The sequence below is a fragment of the Streptomyces sp. NPDC104371 genome (assembly GCF_055583785.1).
The window spans coordinates 95,403-112,042 of record NZ_JBVJNF010000001.1; the positions used below are offsets into that span (position 1 = coordinate 95,403).

The window sequence follows — 16,640 nt, forward strand, 5'->3', positions numbered from 1 at the left end:
CCCCGTAGCCGATTACCCTTACTCACACCCTGGGCGGGGTGCGCCAACCCGGGGAGCAGGCCTGCGGTGCGGGGAGGAGCGGGGCGTGTACGGCAGCGGAACCGAGGGCCCACGCCGGGAGTTGGGCGCCTTCCTGCGCTCCCGCCGCGAGCGTCTGAAGCCCGCCGACGTGGGGCTGCCCGGCTCGCCGCGGCGCCGTACCCCAGGACTGCGGCGCGAGGAGGTCGCCGCCCTGGCCGGGGTCAGCCGGTCCTGGTACGCCTGGCTGGAGCAGGGCCGGGTCCGTACCTCGGAGCAGGTGCTGCGGTCCGTGGCGCGGGCGCTGCGGCTGAACGCGGACGAGACCGCGCATGTGCTGTCGTTCGTGGAGCACGTCGGCCCGGCCGGGCCCCCGCCCGGGTGGGTGTCACGGAACCTGCTGTCGTTGGTGGAGTCGCTGGTGCCGAACCCGGCCGCGGTACTCGACCCGCACTGGGACCTGTTGGCCTGGAACGCGGGGTACACGGCGCTGCTCACCGATCTGGCGCGGCTGGCGCCCAAGCAGCGCAACCTGCTGTGGCTGGTGTTCCGCTGGCCGCCGAGCCGTACGCTGCTGGCCAGTTGGGAGCCGGAAGCGCGGAGCCTGCTCGGCCAGTTCCGCGCGAAGGCCGCCCGGCATCCGGAGGACGGCCGCTACGCGGAGATCACCGAGGAGCTGCTGGCCGACCCGGACGCGGCCCGCTGGTACGGCCGCCGTGAGACCTCGGCGTTCCATCCCGCCGTACGCCATTTCCGGCACCCGGTGGCCGGGGACCTCCGCCTGCGGTACGTGAAGCTCGCCGCGGTGGACGAGCCCGGCCACCATCTGCTGGCCTACCTCCCCGACGACGGGGCGACGAAGGAGGCGCTGGAGACGCTCGCCGGGTGAGCCGGCTGGTCGATGATTCAACTGGCCCTGCGTGGCGCGTGGCGATCCGCTCCGTCACAGACTCCCCGTCGACTCGCAGGTGAACGTCAGCGCGGGGTGCCGAGGACGCAGAACTCGTTGCCCTCCGGGTCTCCCAACACTCAGAACTAGAGGTTCTGGAGTGTCGGCATGGTGGCATCGGCCCTGGTCAAGCCTGGTAGCGGGAATCCCTCGGCCCCTATACGTGGGGTGAAGAAAGAAGGACGCGGGATACCTCCGCTCTCCCGTAAAAGCGTGGAGCAGAAAGAATGCAGGAAACCTCTGCCCTCCACAGAGTACGTGGAGACGACGCATGACCCCGGGAACCCGCTCGCGGGGACGGTCTACACCGAGACGCTTCGGGGGGTGCGGTGTGTCCGTCTGTCCGTGCTCACCGACGAGACCACCAGCCCCGAGCGGCAGCGCGAGGCCGACGACCAGGCGGCAGCCGCGCACAACATCAGCTTTGGCGAGGGGGACGCGCTTCGCGAAGCGGTGGACCTTGACGTATCCGCTTCCAAGATCAGTCCCTTTGACCGTCCCGCGCTCGGCGGATGGCTCGCGCGGCCCGATGAGTTCGACGCCCTGGTGTGGTGGCGGTTCGACCGTGCGATCCGGTCTATGGCGGACATGCACGAACTCGCCAAGTGGGCTCGCACGCACCGAAAGGTGTTGGTGTTCGCCGAGGGGATCGGCGGGGGCGGGCGCATGGTGTTCGACTTCCGTAATCCCATGGACCCGATGGCAGAACTCCAACTGACCATGTTTGCTTTTGCCGCTCAGGTAGAGGCGCAGTCCATTTCCGACCGTGTTACCGGGGCTATGGCTGCCATTCGGAACATGGTGCTGCGGTGGCGCGGTTCGCGTCCGCCGTACGGCTACATGCCCGCGCCCATGCCCGAGGAACACGGCGGGGTGGGGTGGACGCTCGTCCCCGATCCGGATGCGGTCGAGGTGATCGCGCGTATCGTGCGGGAGTTGTTCGAGGGCAAGACCGTTTCGGCTATCGCTGTGGGGCTGAACGCGGACAGTGTTCCGAGTCCGCGTGATCACTGGGCAGTGAAGAAGGGTCGGAAGACCGGCGGGCGGACCGGTGGAGTCAAGGGGCTCGTTAAGGACGCGTTCCTGTGGAATCCGGCGGTCATTACGCGGATGCTGCGAAACGAAACGCTGCTCGGCTGGAAGATGCACAAGGGCAAGCCCGTCCGTGACGCCGAGGGCAACCCGATCTTGCAGACCGAAACGCCGATCATGACACGCGAGGAGTTCGACCGCATCGGCGCGGTACTGGACGAGCGCAGCATAGAAAACGGGGACCGCAAGGACACGGATGCGCTGCTGTTGCGGGTCATTCACTGCGACTCGTGCGGCGGGCGCATGTACCTGAACAAGCAGGAAGGCAAGAAGAACCAGCACCCCACGTACAAGTGCAACCCGTACTCGCGCGGGTTCAAGTGCGAGAAGTCCGCGAACATCAGGGGCGATTGGGCAGACGAGTACGTGACCGCAGAGTTCCTGCGCCTGGTCGGCCCTATCGAGACGACTCACGTTGTGACCATCCCCGGATACGACCCGGGTCCCGAACTGCGTGCCACTATTGCGGAGTTCGCCGAGCACCAGGAGCAGAAGGGGCGGCAGAAGTCCAAGCACGCTGCGGCCGAGTGGCAGAAGCGGGCGGACGCGCTCGACAACCGCATAGCCGATCTGGAGTCCCGGCAGAAGACGGAGCCGCAGCGCGTAGTGACTCCCACGGGCCGTACGTTCGCCGACGAGTGGGCCGAGAAGGACACGGCGGGACGGCGGGCGCTGCTGATTGAAGCCGGGGTGCGTTTGAACGTCCGGCGTGGCACCCGTGGCGGTTGGCGGACGCTGGACACGCGCCGCGTGGACTTCATCATGTCCGGTGAGCTGGACCCCGCGGCGGAAGCCCTCGCGGACGTGGCGTCAGCGCTCGAATCGGAAACGCGCGGGGACACCCTGCTCGAAGGTTCCCATGTGCGTCTGGCCGAGCCCGCCCGGGAGCTGGTCGCCGCATAGCCCCACACGCCCGCTACACCCCTCAAGAGCCCTGGACGCCCCCTGTGGACGCCGGGGCTCTGGCGCGCCCGCAGGCAGCTGCTCAGCGGGGAAGCCGACAGCGAGAGAGGAGGAGATGAGAGATGACGAAGTGACGATTCTTGCTGTCTTTTGGGAAGAACCAGAAAAACCAAGAGAGAAGAGAGAACGGCCCTCTGTTCGTCATCTCGTCATCGCACCGTCATGCCTGCCGAGATCCTGTTGCTCTCCACAAAGAATGAGACGCTAGGACTCATCCTCGCTATCGGTCACAGCCGCTTGGGGCTGCTCGCCGGCTCACCCCGGCGGACCGCAGGACAGCGAGAGGCGAAAAGGTGTTGAGGGCGTCGAACCTCGACTGCTTTTGGGAAAGCCAAGAAAAACCTATTGATCCGAAACTCAAAGGGTTCTATTCGAGTGTGTAGCGGACGTGTGGGCCGCCGAAGTAGCTGCGGACGATGTGCGGCTGGCGTTGGCGGCGGTGAAAGAACCGGCGGGTCTCGGCGGCGAGCTGGGCCTGGCCTCGGGCCCGGCTGTGCATGGGCAGGCTGCGCTTGAGGTCGGCGTTGACCAGTTCGTCGGGGTTGAGCTCGGGCGAGTACACGGGCAGGAAATGCAGTTCGATCCGGTCGGGGTGTTCGGCGAGCCAGGCGCGGACCTTACGGGAGCGGTGGGCGGAGTGGCCGTCCACGACGAGGTGCACCTTGCGGGCGAAGTGGCCGATGAGCCGGTCCAGGAAGCGGCACATCACGTCGGCGTCGAAGGTCTCGGTGAACACCATGAAGTGCATCCGGCCCTTGGTGCTGATCGCGGACATCGCGTTCACCGAGAACCGGTTGCCCGAGCGGCGCACGATCGGGGTGCACCCTTTGGCGCCCCACGTGCGGCCGGTGACCTGGTCAGAACGGATGCCGACCTGGTCGGCGAAGAGGACCTCGCCGCCCTCGGCTTTCGCCTTCGCGCGGACCGCCGGCCACGTCTCCTCGTGCCAGACCCGCACAGCCTCGGGATCCTGCTCGACGGCCCGCTTGTCCGGGCGCTGGAACGACAGGCCCCAGCGGCGCAGGTACTTGCCCACTCCCTGCTCGGTCAGCCGCACTCGGTACAGCTTCGCGATCAGGTCTCCCACGCCAGCCCGTGTCCACAGCTGCCCCGTCAGCCCCAGATCACAGGGCCGGTGATCCAATACGGCCTGCCGGATCGCCTGCTGCTCGGCCTCATCGAGAACCTGATGTTCACCGATCCGGCGTCCACGTGGCTGGGCTACGAGCGCTTCGCGCCCGCCGACCAGCCACTTCGCCCACCAGTTGTCCACCGCCTTGAGCGAGACCTGGAACACCGCCGCGACATCCTCACGAGTCCGGCCCGCCACCAACGCAGCCACCGCCCGCAGCCGAAGAGCCTCCTGCGCCGACGGCGACAACTGTCGTGCGTCCCCCACCAGTTCACTCACGCAGGAATCAACAACCCAGAACACCTACCGTTTCGCATCAATAGAGAGAAGGGAGATCGAAGTCTCTGCCGTCACCCTCAACACCCCGCCATTGCTTGCCGTCCGCTGCTCGGTCCGCGCCGACGATTCCAGTGCATTGAAATGTTGCCTGCATCACACTTGGTGTCCGATTCATCCGACCTGAACAGTTTTGCGGGCGACCTTTGGTCCCTACTACCCATGAACCAGGCGGCGGCACATACTCGCCGACAGCCAACGCCGAGGGCGCGGAAACCTCTGCCCTCCCGTAACCACCAAGAGAGCCTGTACGGCCCTCTCCCTGCACCAGTGAGGAACGATGGACACCACACGACACATTGAGGTCTGCGCGCTGCTGCGACGCGCTGAGAGCGCCGCACAGAATGCCCTGAACGGCGACCAGGCCGCCGCACGCACGACGCTGGCTCTCATCGCCGACGCACGGCAGCGAGCCGAGGACACGGGGCCCGGTACGTGCGCGCACCCGAACTGTTCCAACGAACTGCACTACGCGGGGCGTGGTCGCCGTCCGCTGTACTGCTCGGCTGACTGCCGCACGGACGTGTACCAGGCAACGCAGATGGCCGCTCGTGCGCTGATCGGCGCTCCGGAAAAGCTCTCTGCGTAGAGGCACCCTCGCCCGCAATACCAGAACTTCAACGACAAACCCCTGACGTGACATACGCAGGGGCTTTTTCATGCCCAAACACAGAAGAAGGAAAGAACCATGAGTGAATATCTCAACCGCGCCGAATTCCTGGATGGGAAGCGCGACAAGGGCCAGAGCCGCGCCGACGCGTTCAAGCGGGATGAGCGCATGGAAGAACTCGCCAAGCTGCGTGACTCGCGTCCCGAAGTGTTCGAGAAGCTCGGCACGTCCATCCGGATAAGCCTTGGTTACTACGAGAACGACAAGAAGATTGCAGCCGAGCACGGCCGCGACGTGACGAAGGGTGCCAACTGATATGGCCAACAACGAAATCGAGAAGGCCGCAGAGCGTGTAGCCAAGCTCCAGGCTCAGGCAGAAAAGCTCTCCGCTCCGCTCGCTGACGCACAGGCGCAGTTGGAGGCAGCGCAGGAAGCCGAGGCGACCCGCAGGGCCGAGCGCGGGGCGGTCTATGACCGCGAGTTCGCCGATACCTGGCAGTCCCGGGCCGAAGAAGCAGCGAATTCCGGCGACGACGCCCGGACACGTTTCTACGAGGCGCTTTCCGCTGAACCCTGGTTCGCTGCATACGTCGAGTTTCGTGCAGCTCGCCATAAGCGCAGGCACGTACTTGATGAGGCACAGCGCGCACAGAGGGCAATACGGGAAGCCGTCACAGTGCCGGAACAACGTTTCTATGCTGTCGCCATTCTCAGCGACCTTGAGGACCACGCCGAGAAGATGGCTGCGGAGAAGGCCGCCGACTTCGCCGAAGAACTGCGCAAGACTCGTGATGATTTCCTGGACAGTAAGGACTGATGATGGCAGTAGACGCACTCGACCCCGGACCGGACGGCGACTACCCGTACTTCCCGAGAAATGAGGACGGGCGGCCCGCATGGGCCGATACTGCGACAGACGCTGAGACCGTAATGCCGAGGGGAGTTCAGCCAATGCGGCACGCTGGCCGGCTCACGCTTATCGACCTCACACCCCGCCACCCGGACGGAACTCCGATTGACCCCCCGGTGATCCCACCGAACGGCCCCCATGCCGCGTGATCCCCGTACCCCCTGCCCGATACCCGGATGCCCCGAGTTGACGGCAGGGGGCCGCTGCAAGGAACACCAGCGACAGGCAAACAAGGAACGCGCCTCACGCGGTGGCGCTGCTACACCACGCAATGGCAGCGCACGCGGAGGGCTTACCTGTACGCCAATCCGTGGTGTGTGCTGTGTGGTCAGCCCGTGAATGTCGCTGACCATTTCCCACACAGCCGACGCGAGTTGATAGCACGCGGTGAAGCGAACCCCGACGCGTGGAAGCATCTGCGTCCGCTCTGCTCGGCGTGCCATAACCGAGAGACAGCACGCAATCAACCTGGTGGATTCGCTGCGGAAGCGCGGTCACGTCGCGAAGCGACCGAGCGTCCGCCGTATTAACCAGGGGGGTACCCCCGACCCGCCCGTTAGTTGAGCGGCAGGGAGGCAAAAAACTCGCATGGCTCATTGAGGCGTTTTCGCGGAGGTGACCCCGACTGATCTAACAGAAAAACCCGCCCCCGTGCGCATCATTCACTAATGAATGATGAGTGCGGGGGCTTCCTTGTTTTACGCTCAGACCGCAACCGGTGGCGGGGTGACGAGCCGTGCGCGCTCGTAGAGACTACGGGCAGTCTGATTCTTGAGGTAGGGACGAATCCGAGCCTGCATCGTTGACATGGCTTTGTCGCACTGCCCCGATTGAACGTCGGGGTACATTTCCACGACCTTGACCCATGTGGCGCACGCGCTTTCGAGGTGGCCAATTTCTAGCTGACGTTCGGCAAGCATGGACAGATAACGAATCCGGTTTCTCTTGAATGAGCTATGCCGCAGCCTATCGGATTCCTCTAGGTCTTTGACTGATCCCCGAACGTCGCCCAGTTCGTACCGAACTTGCCCCGCGTGGTAGGTCAGGGAAGAAGGGTTGTACGAGCCAAACGTCTTGGTTTGGGATTCAGCCTTTTCCATCGCCACTTCGGCCTCTCGCAGATACATAAGCGCTTTTGTGCGCTCTCCAAGCTGCGCAGAGGCGTGCGCTTGCTGCCCGGCCAGAAAGGCGCGCATTCGGGGACCAGCCTGCGGAGACGCAGAAGCGGCTGCATCAGCAAGACGCATCGCAGTCTTCCCGTGGCGTAGATCAACTGCCTGAACGCTCATTCCGCGTAGGGTTGTGCAATACGTTAGGTGGTCTTCCGCGGCCCCTGCTAGCTCTAGCGCCTTGAGGTAATACTGTTGCGCCAGACCGTGAACCCCCTCATCCACGGCCATATATCCGGTGAGATAGCAGAGATCCGAAGCCGCTGACATCATGGCTTTGCGTACTTCTTCTGTCGCGTCGGCTCGAAGGTAGGGGGCGACCGTGTTCACGAGGAATGCCGCTGCCATCGGGCGAGCGTGCCGACCCCCGAATTGGTCGTCCAGGTCAGACACGCGTTCTGTCATAGCGATGACCATGTTCACGTCGGCCATTCCTATGCGTTGCGTCTTTCCCGACTGAACCGCTTCCATGCGCCCCACAACATCCGGCCACCCAGGGACAGTAAGGGCCACGGAGAACAGCCCCGCACTCAGGACGCTACGGCGTGAGGGGTCCATGTCTTGCCTCCCGAGGTCTACCAGCCCTTCAACGGTAGTCGGGTGACTGTTGGACTCTTCCGGGGGTGCCGGGAATCCTGCGTCGGCGTGCGTGATGGGGCGGAAGAGTCTACGGGCGAGTGCTTCCAGAATCAGCGGCCCCACAGTCTCTTTCGGCAGGTGGCCACTCAACCACTGGTGCACTGAGGGTTGTTGGTACTTGAGAGGGGTTCCGCGCTCGGTCCCGATGCGGTTGACCTCTTGGGCGAACTGCCGCAGGGTCCAACCGCTCTCGCGGTACAGCCGCTCAAGTCCGGCGTTCGGCTGTCGTGTCGTCACTGGTCCCCAACTCCCGTGCTCTGACTGCTTAACGCTCTTAACTCCTGCCCTCTTCCCAACGGTACCGCTGTGCGTGGTCGGACGGTTGCCTAGTGCGAGCACAGCCACCGCAAGGGATGACATCGCAGGGAGGGCCCGGACATGGAGAAGCACGCACGAACGGCCACGGGGAACCCCGAGCGGTCCAGTGCGGGAATACCGGCTCGGTCCTACTGGTGTGAGGTTCGAGCGGAAGGAGAGGTGTTCGGGACGCGCGAGACGGTCCCGTACGTCCTCGGCACCTTCCGAACGATCTCGCCAAAGTTCGCGCTGCGGTGGTTACAGAGTGAGGCGGAGCGCATCGCGGACCGACTCGACCCGGACCCGGAGCGCTCAGCGTGGGTTCAGCCGTGGATGCGCGTGGACACCGTGCCCGTGCCCGACTGCCCCACGGAGTTGCGGTTCTGGAGTCTGGACCCCGAGGAGCACCACGCGGCCCGAGACCAACTCAAGGACGGGGCTCCGTTGTCCGTGGTCATCCCGGATAGGGGATGCCGCTTCACCTTGACTGTCTGGCCCGTGGCCGTTCCCCCGCCCGAGTCCAGCACCACGCTGCCCGCCGACGACGGACAGCCCACAAGTCCCCGCCCTGGTCGCACGAGCCACAGGAAGCCGCGCCGCAAGGTGGGTGGGCTCATCCCCTTTCTCTGTAACCAGGGCGGGCCGCTCGGCACCGTATGACGGACACGGCGGAGCCGAGCACCCCGAACCTCAATCGCGCACCATGACCGAAGGAGAACAGTCGTGAACACCCTTCCCCATGCCGAGCGCACCGCAGAGCGCGCACGGGAGATCCTGACGGCCATCGAGGCCGATCCGGAGTTCGCCGCGTTCAGGGCCGCGAGCCTGCGTTACGACGAGGACTGGACGTGCTTTACGGGCGGTCCGGTCATCAGCGAGTACGACCAGGCCGACGACGCGGCCCCGCTGTTCATCGAGGGGCTGCGGGCGCTCTGCCTCAAGGCCGCCGTGTTCGAGGCGACCGGCGACGAGCGCGCGGCGGAAATCCCCATCGCCGTGCCCGTGGACGAGATGACGCACGCGATGATCGCGCAGCCGCAGATCCTCGCCCGGATCACGGCACGGGTCGGCGCTCAGATCATCCACCAGACCGACCAGGAGCACACCGACTGGACGCGGGATGACTACACGCACCAGGCGTACCGCGCGGCGTGGGGCGAGCCGCCCGCCCGGTATTGGCTCACACACGCGGAGGTGGCTCGCCGGCTCGGCATCCTGCGCAGGAGGTACGAAGCGGCGGGCTTCCGCCGGATGGGGCTCGCGCACAGCATTACGTTCGAGCCCGTCCCCGCGTAGCGGCTAGCTGAGTGCCTGCCGCATCACCGTGAGCGGGTCCAGTTCCGGGAAGCGCTGCCGGATCTGCTGCTGTGCCTGAGAGATCAGGTCAACCAGGAGAACCGGGGCCGCGCCGTACAGCACGTCATGCAGGTACGGCACCACCGCGGAAGGGTCGGGCGGTAGCTGCAACTCGACCGTCAGCGGCTCGCCCTCGCTCTTGTAGCGCTTCGCGGGCAGCCCGACCTTTTCGGGGTGGACACACACCGGTGTCCCGTCGCTCAAGTACCGGTGCCCGTCGGCCTTGTTGAACGGGCATTCCGGGGTCGGACGCTCGAACACGTCGAACTCGCCGACCGCATGAAACCGCGACGGACAGATACCGCACGCGCGGTGGTGTACGTCGCCGTTCACGAAGGGCTCGGGCATGACCGGAGCCTAGCTCTCACTAGCACCACAGACGCCCGTTTCGGACCGCACCACCCCTTCGCGGGGGATGAGCGGCCCAAGCGGGTTGCCAGACCCGTTGCGGGGCCGCTGGGCGCGTTCAGCAGCGGATGAGGGGCCGAACCACGGTGCGCACCGTGCGAGGTTCCGCCGCCCCGTTCGCGTGCTGCCCCGTGGCACACGGGCGGGGCGTTCCTATCCGATCTCACGTAGAAAGCTCAGCCGTGCCCGCACTCGTGCCTTACGTCGCTGCATACAGCAACGAGCTTGGCCCCCGCGAATCTGAGTTGTGCATCGAGGTACCGCGCAACGGCGTGCCCCGCATCGCGTACGTGCACCCTCGCCGGGACGACCGGGACGCGCACGGGAATCTGTGGGCGCGCATGACCAGGCCGCCCGAGGGCGAGCGGGGGCGCGTCATGTTCGACTGCATGGACCCGCTGCGGCAGCGCGAATGCATGACGGGGCTGTTGTGCCAGGTGTGCGCTCAACCGGCGGAGACGAGCGCGGGCACGGTGTTCGTGGAGTGGCAGCGACCAGGGGAGAAAGGGCCGAAACCGCTCGACCGGATCACCACAGACACGCCCCCCGTATGCGGTGCCTGCCTGCCCGTATCGCTGCGCCGCTGCTCATTCCTGCGGGAAGAACAGAGCGTGCGGGTGCTGCTGGTCCGTAAGTCGGTGATCAGCGGCGTATCCGGAACGCTCTACCGCGTCAGCGAGGACATGAGGCGCTGGATTCCGTCCGAGCAAGACGCCTATTCCAGCTTCAACAAGCCGCGATACCCCGGGATGCTCGCCCAACGGCTGTACCGCAAATTGCGGGGCGTGACCGTGCTGGGGACGAACGAGATCCCGCCCGCGCTGCTCGCAGCCAACTGAAACCCAAAGCGCCCCGAGGGACCGCGTAGGACCGGTCCGCCCGGGGCTTGCCGAAACAGCTAACCAGGAGCTGAAACGACCATGCGTGACTCTATCGCCCGTGCACTGCTGTGGGCGCTCGCCCTGTTCATCCCCAACAAACCGGGACGCCACAGCGCCGCATTCCTCACCGCGCCGACCACCACACCCGAACCCCACCCCCTGTCGCCCTGGTCCCGCCCGTGGACCGCTCCGTCAGCCGAGGACGTACGGGCCATCTTCAAAGACGCGCGCTCGCGACAACTGCCCGAGCTACAGCGCGAACGCGTATGGGCCGCCGAGTTCGCCGCCCTCGGACTCGACTACGACTTTCCGACGCTGCCACTCGGCAGTCTCGTGAAGCGGGAGCGGGTGAACGCGTGACCTCCGCCGACCACAGAGCCGCGCTGCTCCGTGCCGAGCTTGCCCCCCACGGGGCCGAGTGCTGCCGCTGCCGACAGTGGACGTACGCGCCCGTCCCGGTGCGGTACATCGAGCGGCAGAGCGGCCCCGGGGTGACCCTGTACGCCTGCCCGAGCCACGCTGTGGCGCTCGGTGCGGGCCCGACCCCCGAGGACGTGTTGCGCCACTCGTAGACGCGCGCAGACAGCAAAACGCCCCGTGCGGCCAAGTGCCGTGCGGGGCTCTGTCGTTGGCGCTGACGTGCGCGTATCCTCAGAACTGGTAGTCAGGAGTGTTGGGGTCGGCCAGGACCTTCCACGGCGTATCGCCCTGGCCGACATCGGCGGGGGTGGCACCCAGGCTCCGCAGCCGGGCCACCTCCGCCTCCTGATCATCACCGCGGTACGGCATCACGTCGAGATGGACGCGGTTCCGTACGGTCTTCGCGTCGGACGTGCGGAGGAACTCCAAGTACGGGCCTACGCCCTTGGCCGAGCGGAACCGCGCGTGATCGTCGGTCACCTCATGCAGGGTCCAGTCCATCGCCTCGTCCCAGAACCGTGCCATGGCTCGCGGATCCGCGCAGTCGACCACTATCGCGGCGATCGGCCCGGTGTCCCGGTAGATCTCCCGAGGCTCCAGCACGCAGAACACATTGCCTTCAGGGTCGGCAAGGACCGTCCACGGAACATCCCCCTGACCCACATCGGCGGGCGTGGCACCAAGCTGCTTCAGCCGCGCGACCAACTCCGCCTGATGGTCCGCGGAGGTGGTGGCGAGATCGATGTGCACGCGGTACTTCACCGTTTCGGGGTCCGGAACGGTGACGACATCGACGCAAACGGCGGCGGGGTCCGGCCAGTTGAAGCCCACGGGTTCGACGTTGGTCACGCCGGGTCCCTCGCTGGAAACACCCCAGCCGAGGGCCTCCGCCCAGAACTGGCCAAGCGCCGCGTCGTTCCGAGCCTTGAAGTTCACATTGACAAGTCGCAGTGCCATGCCGCCGATCATATGCGCGGGCATCACTTCTAGGCTGTGCCGGATCGGTGCTCATACAGTGGCCGCTGTCGAGCCCCTCTCGCAAGGAAGATGCCAAGGAAGAAGCCTATGAGTGAGCCCTGTCCCACGCTTGCGGTGACGCCGGCCGGAATTGACGCGTTATGTGCGGCCGGCGGCAGGAGCCGCGATGACATCCTCGATGTCGAGGCCCTTTCCCACACGACCGGACTGTCCGAAACGGTGCAGTCCGTCGCCTCGGACCTCGACGTGGTCCGGGACCGGATCCAGCGCATGGTGAACCCGGAGGGCCGGCGTTGAAGAAGCCCACTGCGCGAGCGATCGCCAAGGAACAGCGCAAGCTCGTCACCGGCCTCGGCGCGGCCGTCGCCGACAAGGTCGACGTTCCGACCGTACCGCACACCTTGTTCACCACCCTGTGCGACGTCATGAGCGAACGCCGAGGCGGGCGACCGGTCGCCCTGCTCACGCGCGCCTTCCCAGAGGCCATGGCCGACACCACAGGCCTGTGGCTCGACTTGCGGGACCAGGACGTCATCGTGGTCGAGGAGAACCTCCCGCCCGATCACCAACTCGTCGTCCTCGGGCATGAGTTGTGGCACATGCACGCCGGTCACCGCGGACACGACCTGGGTGATGCCGCGGTGGTCGCACGAGCGGCGCTGAGCGACCGGATCCAGTGGGCCGAACTGGCCCGCCACATAGCCGCCCGCTCTCGTTCCAACCAGGAGGACGAACTGGCGGCGGAAGGGTTCGGTCTCCTCCTGGGCAGCCACATGACCAGATGGCTCGCCACTCCCGACACCCGACAACTCGACGGCGTGGCGCGACGCATCGGTGCCTCTCTCGGCTACACCGGCCTGCAGGGCTGACGTTGACGATCAATGACGCATTCTGGATCACGGCCGGTGTCCTCGGTCTCGGGCTGGTCTACAAGGTGCCGACCGTCTTACGCACGCGCCGTGACTCCATGGCACGACAGGTCGGCAGGCTCCTGACAGTCGCGGTCGCGATCTTCTTCTTCGCCGCACCGTCCACCATCGCCGTGGTGAACGACCTGACCGGGATCACCAACTTCTCCGCGCCCTGGGTCTACAGCCTCCTCACCGGCTTCAGCGCCTCCTGCCTGTTGCTGATCATCAAGTGGCGGGGCGGCACACCGGAGAGCGTCCGGCGCGCCATCTGGTGGGTCTACGGAAGCTACGGCACGTTCCTGATCGGCCTGTGGGTGTGCTTCCTGCTCGGCGACCACCACGTCGAGCGCCTGCGGGACTTCGACACGTACTACGCCGCCACTCCGTGGACGCGCGAGATGATCCTGTTGTACCTGCTCGCGCACACCGTGGCCGTCCTGTTCACCTCCGCGCTGCTGTGGACCTGGGAGAGCCGCGTCCGCGGCACCGGCTGGCTGCACACCGGCGTCGTCCTGCTCACCGTCGGCTACGCGATGAACCTCCTGTTCGACCTCTCCAAGCTGACGCCCGTCGTCGCACGGTGGAACGGCCGAACCGATCTCGCCTGGCTGAGCACCAGCGTCGCGCGGCCTGTCGCCGCGCTGTCCGGCCTTCTCATCGGCATCGGCTTCGTCGCCCCCCACGCCGGAGAGCGACTGTCACAACGCCGCGCCGCGAGCCGCGAGTACAAGGATCTGGGCCTGCTCGCCCACACGCTGCACCACGTGCCGGCCGCGTCCGCGCCCGTCGCGATCGGCCGATTCGCCTCACCGCACCTACGCCTCACCCACCGCAGGACCTTCGTCGGCGACGCCGTACGGCAGCTCCAGGCCTACGTGGACTTCGATCAGCGCGATCGGCTCCTGAAGACCTACCTCGCTCAGGGCAAGGCCCCGGCCGAGGCCCAGGCACTCGCCGATGCCGCCGCCCTCAAGGCCGCCGTCGTCCTCCTTCAGTCAGCCGACCGCCGGGCTCCGCGTCCGGCACGCCCGTCGGCGAAAGGCATCAGCGACCTCGTCTCCGTCTCCCACGCCCTGCGCGATCTCCCCAGCGACGCGGTCCGCCGGACCGCTACGGAAGGAAATGTGGCCCCATGACTGCCAGTGCGCGGGACACACCCGGTCCCGGTCGTCCCCGACGCGCCGTCGTCATCGGCGGAGGCCTGACCGCCATGCTCACCGCGCGGGTTCTCGCCAAGGTGACGGACGTCGTCATCATCGAACGTGACGTCCTGCCGGACCGACCCGAGCCCCGTATCGGGCTCCCCCAAGCCCATCACACCCACATCCTGTGGTCCGGTGGCGCCGAGGCGATCGAGGCCCTGATTCCGGGTACGACCAAGGAACTTGACGCGGCCGGGGCGCGCCGCGTCCCGCTGACCACCGGCATGGTCGCCTACAGCCCGAAGGGCTGGTTCCGACGCTGGGGCGAGAGCCACTACGCCATCGCCTGCAGCCGCGACCTTCTCGACTGGGTGGTACGCAAGCGGGTGCTCACCGACGTCGACCGCCGTATCACCGTCATGGAGCGCTCCACCGTGACCGGCCTGACCGGCGACTCCGCGGCGGTCACCGGCGTCACCGTTCGCGCCCGCGACACCGGCGAGGAGGACACGCTCCTCGCCGACCTGGTCGTCGACACCAGCGGCAAGCAATCACGCACACCGCTCTGGCTGAAGGACCTTGGCGCGCACGAGCCCCTCACGCGTGAGGTCGACTCCGGCCTTGTATACGCAAGCCGCGTCTACCAGGCCCCCGAAGGGCTGCCCGACTCCTGGCCCATCATCAACGTCCAGGCCGATGCGCGGGCAGGTGCTCCTGGCCGGGCCGGAATCATCATGCCCATCGAGGCCGGACGCTGGCTCGTCACGTTGTCCGGAACCCGCGGTGGTCAACCCACCGACGACGCCCAGGACTTCCAGCGCTTCGCCCTGGGCCTGCGCCACCCCATCGTGGCTGAACTGATCGGCAAGGCAACGCCGCTCGGCCCTGTTCGCGTCACTCATATGACGGCCAATCGCCGACGCTTCTACGAGAAGGCGACCCTGCCTGACAACTTCCTTGTACTCGGTGATGCGGTGGCCGCCTTCAACCCGACCTACGGCCACGGCATGTCGGTCGCGGCCCAGAGCGCCGTGATCTTGGACAAGGTCATCCAGCGCCACGGTTGGGGAACTCCTGGCCTCGCCCGCCGCGTTCAGAGAGCGGTCGCGCAACCGGTCGACACGGCATGGATGTTCGCCACGGGAACTGATGTCTTCTACCCAGGTGCCACCGAGGAAGGGCCCACGCTCGGTGAGCGGGCGGCCGCACGATTCGTCGACCGTCTTGTCCTCACCGCAACCGGATCCGGCACCGTGGCACGAGCCCTCACCGACGTCATGACCCTCCAGGACGAGCCGAAGAGGCTCGCCCGTCCCGGCATCATCGTCGCAGCCCTCGCCGGACCGCTGAAGCCTCAACTCCAGGGCCCACCGCTGACACACGAGGAACGGCAGGCCATCGGCACCATGTCCTGCTTGACCTTACCCTCAAGGGCAAGGTTTAGCGTTCTTCGAGGTGAGAGGCATGCAAATCAGTGAGCTGGCCCGCCGGGCGGGCGTGACGACGAAAGCGGTGCGCTACTACGAATCGCTGGGCTTGCTCACGCCCGAGCGGTTGGCCAATGGCTACCGGAACTACGACGAGCACGACGTACGACTCACACAGGAGATCCGAGCGCTGGGCAGTCTCGGAATTCCTGTCGAACGTACCCGCCCGTTTCTGGAGTGCCTCACGGCCGGTCATCGACACGCAGACGACTGTCCGGCCTCGCTGGCCGGTTACCGGGACGCGATCGACGAGCTCACCCAGCGGATCGGGGGACTCACTGCCCGCCGGGCAGCACTGATCGCGCAACTGCGACAGGCCGCCCACCGCGGTAGCCGCGTCTCACCGGTCGACGAAGGAGAGGACCTGATGACTGACTACACGAGCGTGCCCGCCGACCTGCCCGTCCCCGCGGACGACGGCGCGGCTGCGCATCTGCCCGGCATGAAGGTGCCGCACCTGGAACTCCAGGGCACTGACGGCGCGACTGTCCGCCTCGACGCGCTCGGCGCGGGCCGCACGGTGATCTACATCTATCCGCTCACCGGACAACCGGGCGTCGACCTGCCCGACGGCTGGGACTCGATCCCCGGAGCGCGCGGCTGCACCCCCGAGGCATGCGCCTTCCGTGATCATCACCAAGGTCTCCTCGCCGCCGGTGCGGACGGCGTGTTCGGCCTCTCCAGCCAGGAGACCGACTATCAGCGCGAGGTCGTCGAGCGGCTCCACCTGCCGTTCCAGATGCTCTCCGACCCTGAACGGAGCCTGGCGCGGGAACTCGGCCTGCCCATCTTCGAGACCAGCGGATTGACGCTCTACAAGCGGCTGACTCTGATCATCCGCGACGGCGTGGTCGAGCACGCCTTCTATCCGATCTTCCCCCCGAACGAACACGCCGACCAGGTCCTGACCTGGCTCCAGGACAACCCCCTGTAGAGGTCGAC

The 16,640-nt window shown here is 66.4% G+C and carries 18 protein-coding genes; 14 read left to right on the plus strand and 4 right to left on the minus strand.

The window, feature by feature from the left end; translation table 11 throughout:
• Window positions 1-85: 85 nt before the first annotated feature.
• Both ACZ60T_RS00470 and ACZ60T_RS00475 read left to right on the plus strand, forming a co-directional pair.
• On the plus strand, window positions 86-907 hold the full coding sequence (locus ACZ60T_RS00470) for a helix-turn-helix domain-containing protein (protein WP_469663120.1): 822 nt from the start codon (window positions 86-88) through the stop codon (window positions 905-907).
• Between the two features lie 384 nt (window positions 908-1,291).
• On the plus strand, window positions 1,292-2,962 hold the full coding sequence (locus tag ACZ60T_RS00475; protein WP_469664696.1) for a recombinase family protein: 1,671 nt from the start codon (window positions 1,292-1,294) through the stop codon (window positions 2,960-2,962).
• A gap of 427 nt (window positions 2,963-3,389) precedes the next feature.
• Here the strand turns inward: ACZ60T_RS00475 and ACZ60T_RS00480 are convergent, their stop codons facing one another.
• The gene (locus tag ACZ60T_RS00480; protein ID WP_469663122.1) at window positions 3,390-4,433 is read right to left on the minus strand and encodes an IS630 family transposase; all 1,044 of its coding nucleotides are present in this window, start codon (window positions 4,431-4,433) and stop codon (window positions 3,390-3,392) included.
• Between the two features lie 337 nt (window positions 4,434-4,770).
• Between ACZ60T_RS00480 and ACZ60T_RS00485 the strand changes: the two genes are divergently transcribed.
• The 3 genes from ACZ60T_RS00485 to ACZ60T_RS00495 all read left to right on the plus strand — a co-directional run bounded on the left by ACZ60T_RS00485 (window position 4,771) and on the right by ACZ60T_RS00495 (window position 5,917).
• Window positions 4,771-5,079 carry a hypothetical protein gene (locus tag ACZ60T_RS00485; RefSeq protein ID WP_469663124.1) on the plus strand — a complete coding sequence of 103 codons (309 nt, stop codon included), beginning with the start codon at window positions 4,771-4,773 and terminating at the stop codon, window positions 5,077-5,079.
• 99 nt (window positions 5,080-5,178) lie between these two features.
• Window positions 5,179-5,415, plus strand: coding sequence for a hypothetical protein (locus ACZ60T_RS00490; protein WP_469663126.1), 237 nt, complete (start codon window positions 5,179-5,181; stop codon window positions 5,413-5,415).
• 1 nt (window position 5,416) lies between these two features.
• Entirely contained in the window at window positions 5,417-5,917 is a 501-nt protein-coding gene (locus ACZ60T_RS00495) for a hypothetical protein (protein WP_469663128.1), read from the plus strand.
• A gap of 797 nt (window positions 5,918-6,714) precedes the next feature.
• Here ACZ60T_RS00495 and ACZ60T_RS00500 read toward each other — a convergent pair.
• Window positions 6,715-8,055: a tetratricopeptide repeat protein gene (locus ACZ60T_RS00500; protein WP_469663130.1), complete on the minus strand. Its 1,341-nt coding sequence runs from the start codon at window positions 8,053-8,055 to the stop codon at window positions 6,715-6,717.
• A gap of 783 nt (window positions 8,056-8,838) precedes the next feature.
• Between ACZ60T_RS00500 and ACZ60T_RS00505 the strand changes: the two genes are divergently transcribed.
• Window positions 8,839-9,411: a hypothetical protein gene (locus tag ACZ60T_RS00505; RefSeq protein ID WP_469663132.1), complete on the plus strand. Its 573-nt coding sequence runs from the start codon at window positions 8,839-8,841 to the stop codon at window positions 9,409-9,411.
• 3 nt (window positions 9,412-9,414) lie between these two features.
• Here the strand turns inward: ACZ60T_RS00505 and ACZ60T_RS00510 are convergent, their stop codons facing one another.
• Entirely contained in the window at window positions 9,415-9,819 is a 405-nt protein-coding gene (locus ACZ60T_RS00510; protein ID WP_469663134.1) for a hypothetical protein, read from the minus strand.
• Window positions 9,820-10,061: 242 nt separating this feature from the next.
• On the opposite strand from ACZ60T_RS00510, the gene ACZ60T_RS00515 reads away from it, so the two are divergent.
• The 3 genes from ACZ60T_RS00515 to ACZ60T_RS00525 all read left to right on the plus strand — a co-directional run bounded on the left by ACZ60T_RS00515 (window position 10,062) and on the right by ACZ60T_RS00525 (window position 11,332).
• Entirely contained in the window at window positions 10,062-10,718 is a 657-nt protein-coding gene (locus ACZ60T_RS00515) for a hypothetical protein (RefSeq protein WP_469663136.1), read from the plus strand.
• An 81-nt stretch (window positions 10,719-10,799) separates the two neighbouring features.
• Window positions 10,800-11,120: a hypothetical protein gene (locus ACZ60T_RS00520; RefSeq protein ID WP_469663138.1), complete on the plus strand. Its 321-nt coding sequence runs from the start codon at window positions 10,800-10,802 to the stop codon at window positions 11,118-11,120.
• A complete protein-coding gene (locus ACZ60T_RS00525; protein ID WP_469663140.1) occupies window positions 11,117-11,332 on the plus strand; it encodes a hypothetical protein in 216 nt (71 codons plus the stop codon). The genes ACZ60T_RS00520 and ACZ60T_RS00525 overlap by 4 nt, the downstream gene beginning before the upstream one ends.
• Window positions 11,333-11,411: 79 nt before the next feature.
• Here ACZ60T_RS00525 and ACZ60T_RS00530 read toward each other — a convergent pair whose 3' ends face one another.
• Window positions 11,412-12,137: a VOC family protein gene (locus tag ACZ60T_RS00530; protein ID WP_469663142.1), complete on the minus strand. Its 726-nt coding sequence runs from the start codon at window positions 12,135-12,137 to the stop codon at window positions 11,412-11,414.
• 108 nt (window positions 12,138-12,245) lie between these two features.
• Between ACZ60T_RS00530 and ACZ60T_RS00535 the strand changes: the two genes are divergently transcribed.
• From ACZ60T_RS00535 to ACZ60T_RS00555, 5 genes are read left to right on the plus strand one after another with little or no spacing between them, the layout of a single operon-like run.
• Complete coding sequence (locus ACZ60T_RS00535; protein ID WP_469663144.1) at window positions 12,246-12,455, plus strand: hypothetical protein; 210 nt, start codon at window positions 12,246-12,248, stop codon at window positions 12,453-12,455.
• Window positions 12,452-13,027, plus strand: a complete 576-nt coding sequence (locus ACZ60T_RS00540; protein ID WP_469663146.1) for a toxin-antitoxin system, toxin component — start codon at window positions 12,452-12,454, stop codon at window positions 13,025-13,027. The genes ACZ60T_RS00535 and ACZ60T_RS00540 overlap by 4 nt, the downstream gene beginning before the upstream one ends.
• Before the next feature lie 2 nt (window positions 13,028-13,029).
• Entirely contained in the window at window positions 13,030-14,205 is a 1,176-nt protein-coding gene (locus ACZ60T_RS00545) for a hypothetical protein (protein WP_469663147.1), read from the plus strand.
• Window positions 14,202-15,689, plus strand: a complete 1,488-nt coding sequence (locus ACZ60T_RS00550) for an NAD(P)/FAD-dependent oxidoreductase (RefSeq protein ID WP_469663149.1) — start codon at window positions 14,202-14,204, stop codon at window positions 15,687-15,689. The genes ACZ60T_RS00545 and ACZ60T_RS00550 overlap by 4 nt, the downstream gene beginning before the upstream one ends.
• On the plus strand, window positions 15,676-16,632 hold the full coding sequence (locus tag ACZ60T_RS00555) for a redoxin family protein (protein WP_469663151.1): 957 nt from the start codon (window positions 15,676-15,678) through the stop codon (window positions 16,630-16,632). Before ACZ60T_RS00550 ends, ACZ60T_RS00555 begins: the two co-directional genes overlap by 14 nt.
• Window positions 16,633-16,640 lie beyond the last annotated feature (8 nt).

Bases quoted from the DNA above. Each gene is read 5' to 3' on its own strand.
- ACZ60T_RS00550 (WP_469663149.1), top strand. From the start codon at position 14,202: ATGACTGCCAGTGCGCGGGACACACCCGGTCCCGGTCGTCCCCGACGC.
- ACZ60T_RS00530 (WP_469663142.1), bottom strand. From the start codon at position 12,137: ATGGCACTGCGACTTGTCAATGTGAACTTCAAGGCTCGGAACGACGCG.
- ACZ60T_RS00485 (WP_469663124.1), top strand. From the start codon at position 4,771: ATGGACACCACACGACACATTGAGGTCTGCGCGCTGCTGCGACGCGCT.
- ACZ60T_RS00535 (WP_469663144.1), top strand. From the start codon at position 12,246: ATGAGTGAGCCCTGTCCCACGCTTGCGGTGACGCCGGCCGGAATTGAC.
- ACZ60T_RS00510 (WP_469663134.1), bottom strand. From the start codon at position 9,819: ATGCCCGAGCCCTTCGTGAACGGCGACGTACACCACCGCGCGTGCGGT.
- ACZ60T_RS00490 (WP_469663126.1), top strand. From the start codon at position 5,179: ATGAGTGAATATCTCAACCGCGCCGAATTCCTGGATGGGAAGCGCGAC.
- ACZ60T_RS00555 (WP_469663151.1), top strand. From the start codon at position 15,676: ATGCAAATCAGTGAGCTGGCCCGCCGGGCGGGCGTGACGACGAAAGCG.
- ACZ60T_RS00520 (WP_469663138.1), top strand. From the start codon at position 10,800: ATGCGTGACTCTATCGCCCGTGCACTGCTGTGGGCGCTCGCCCTGTTC.
- ACZ60T_RS00495 (WP_469663128.1), top strand. From the start codon at position 5,417: ATGGCCAACAACGAAATCGAGAAGGCCGCAGAGCGTGTAGCCAAGCTC.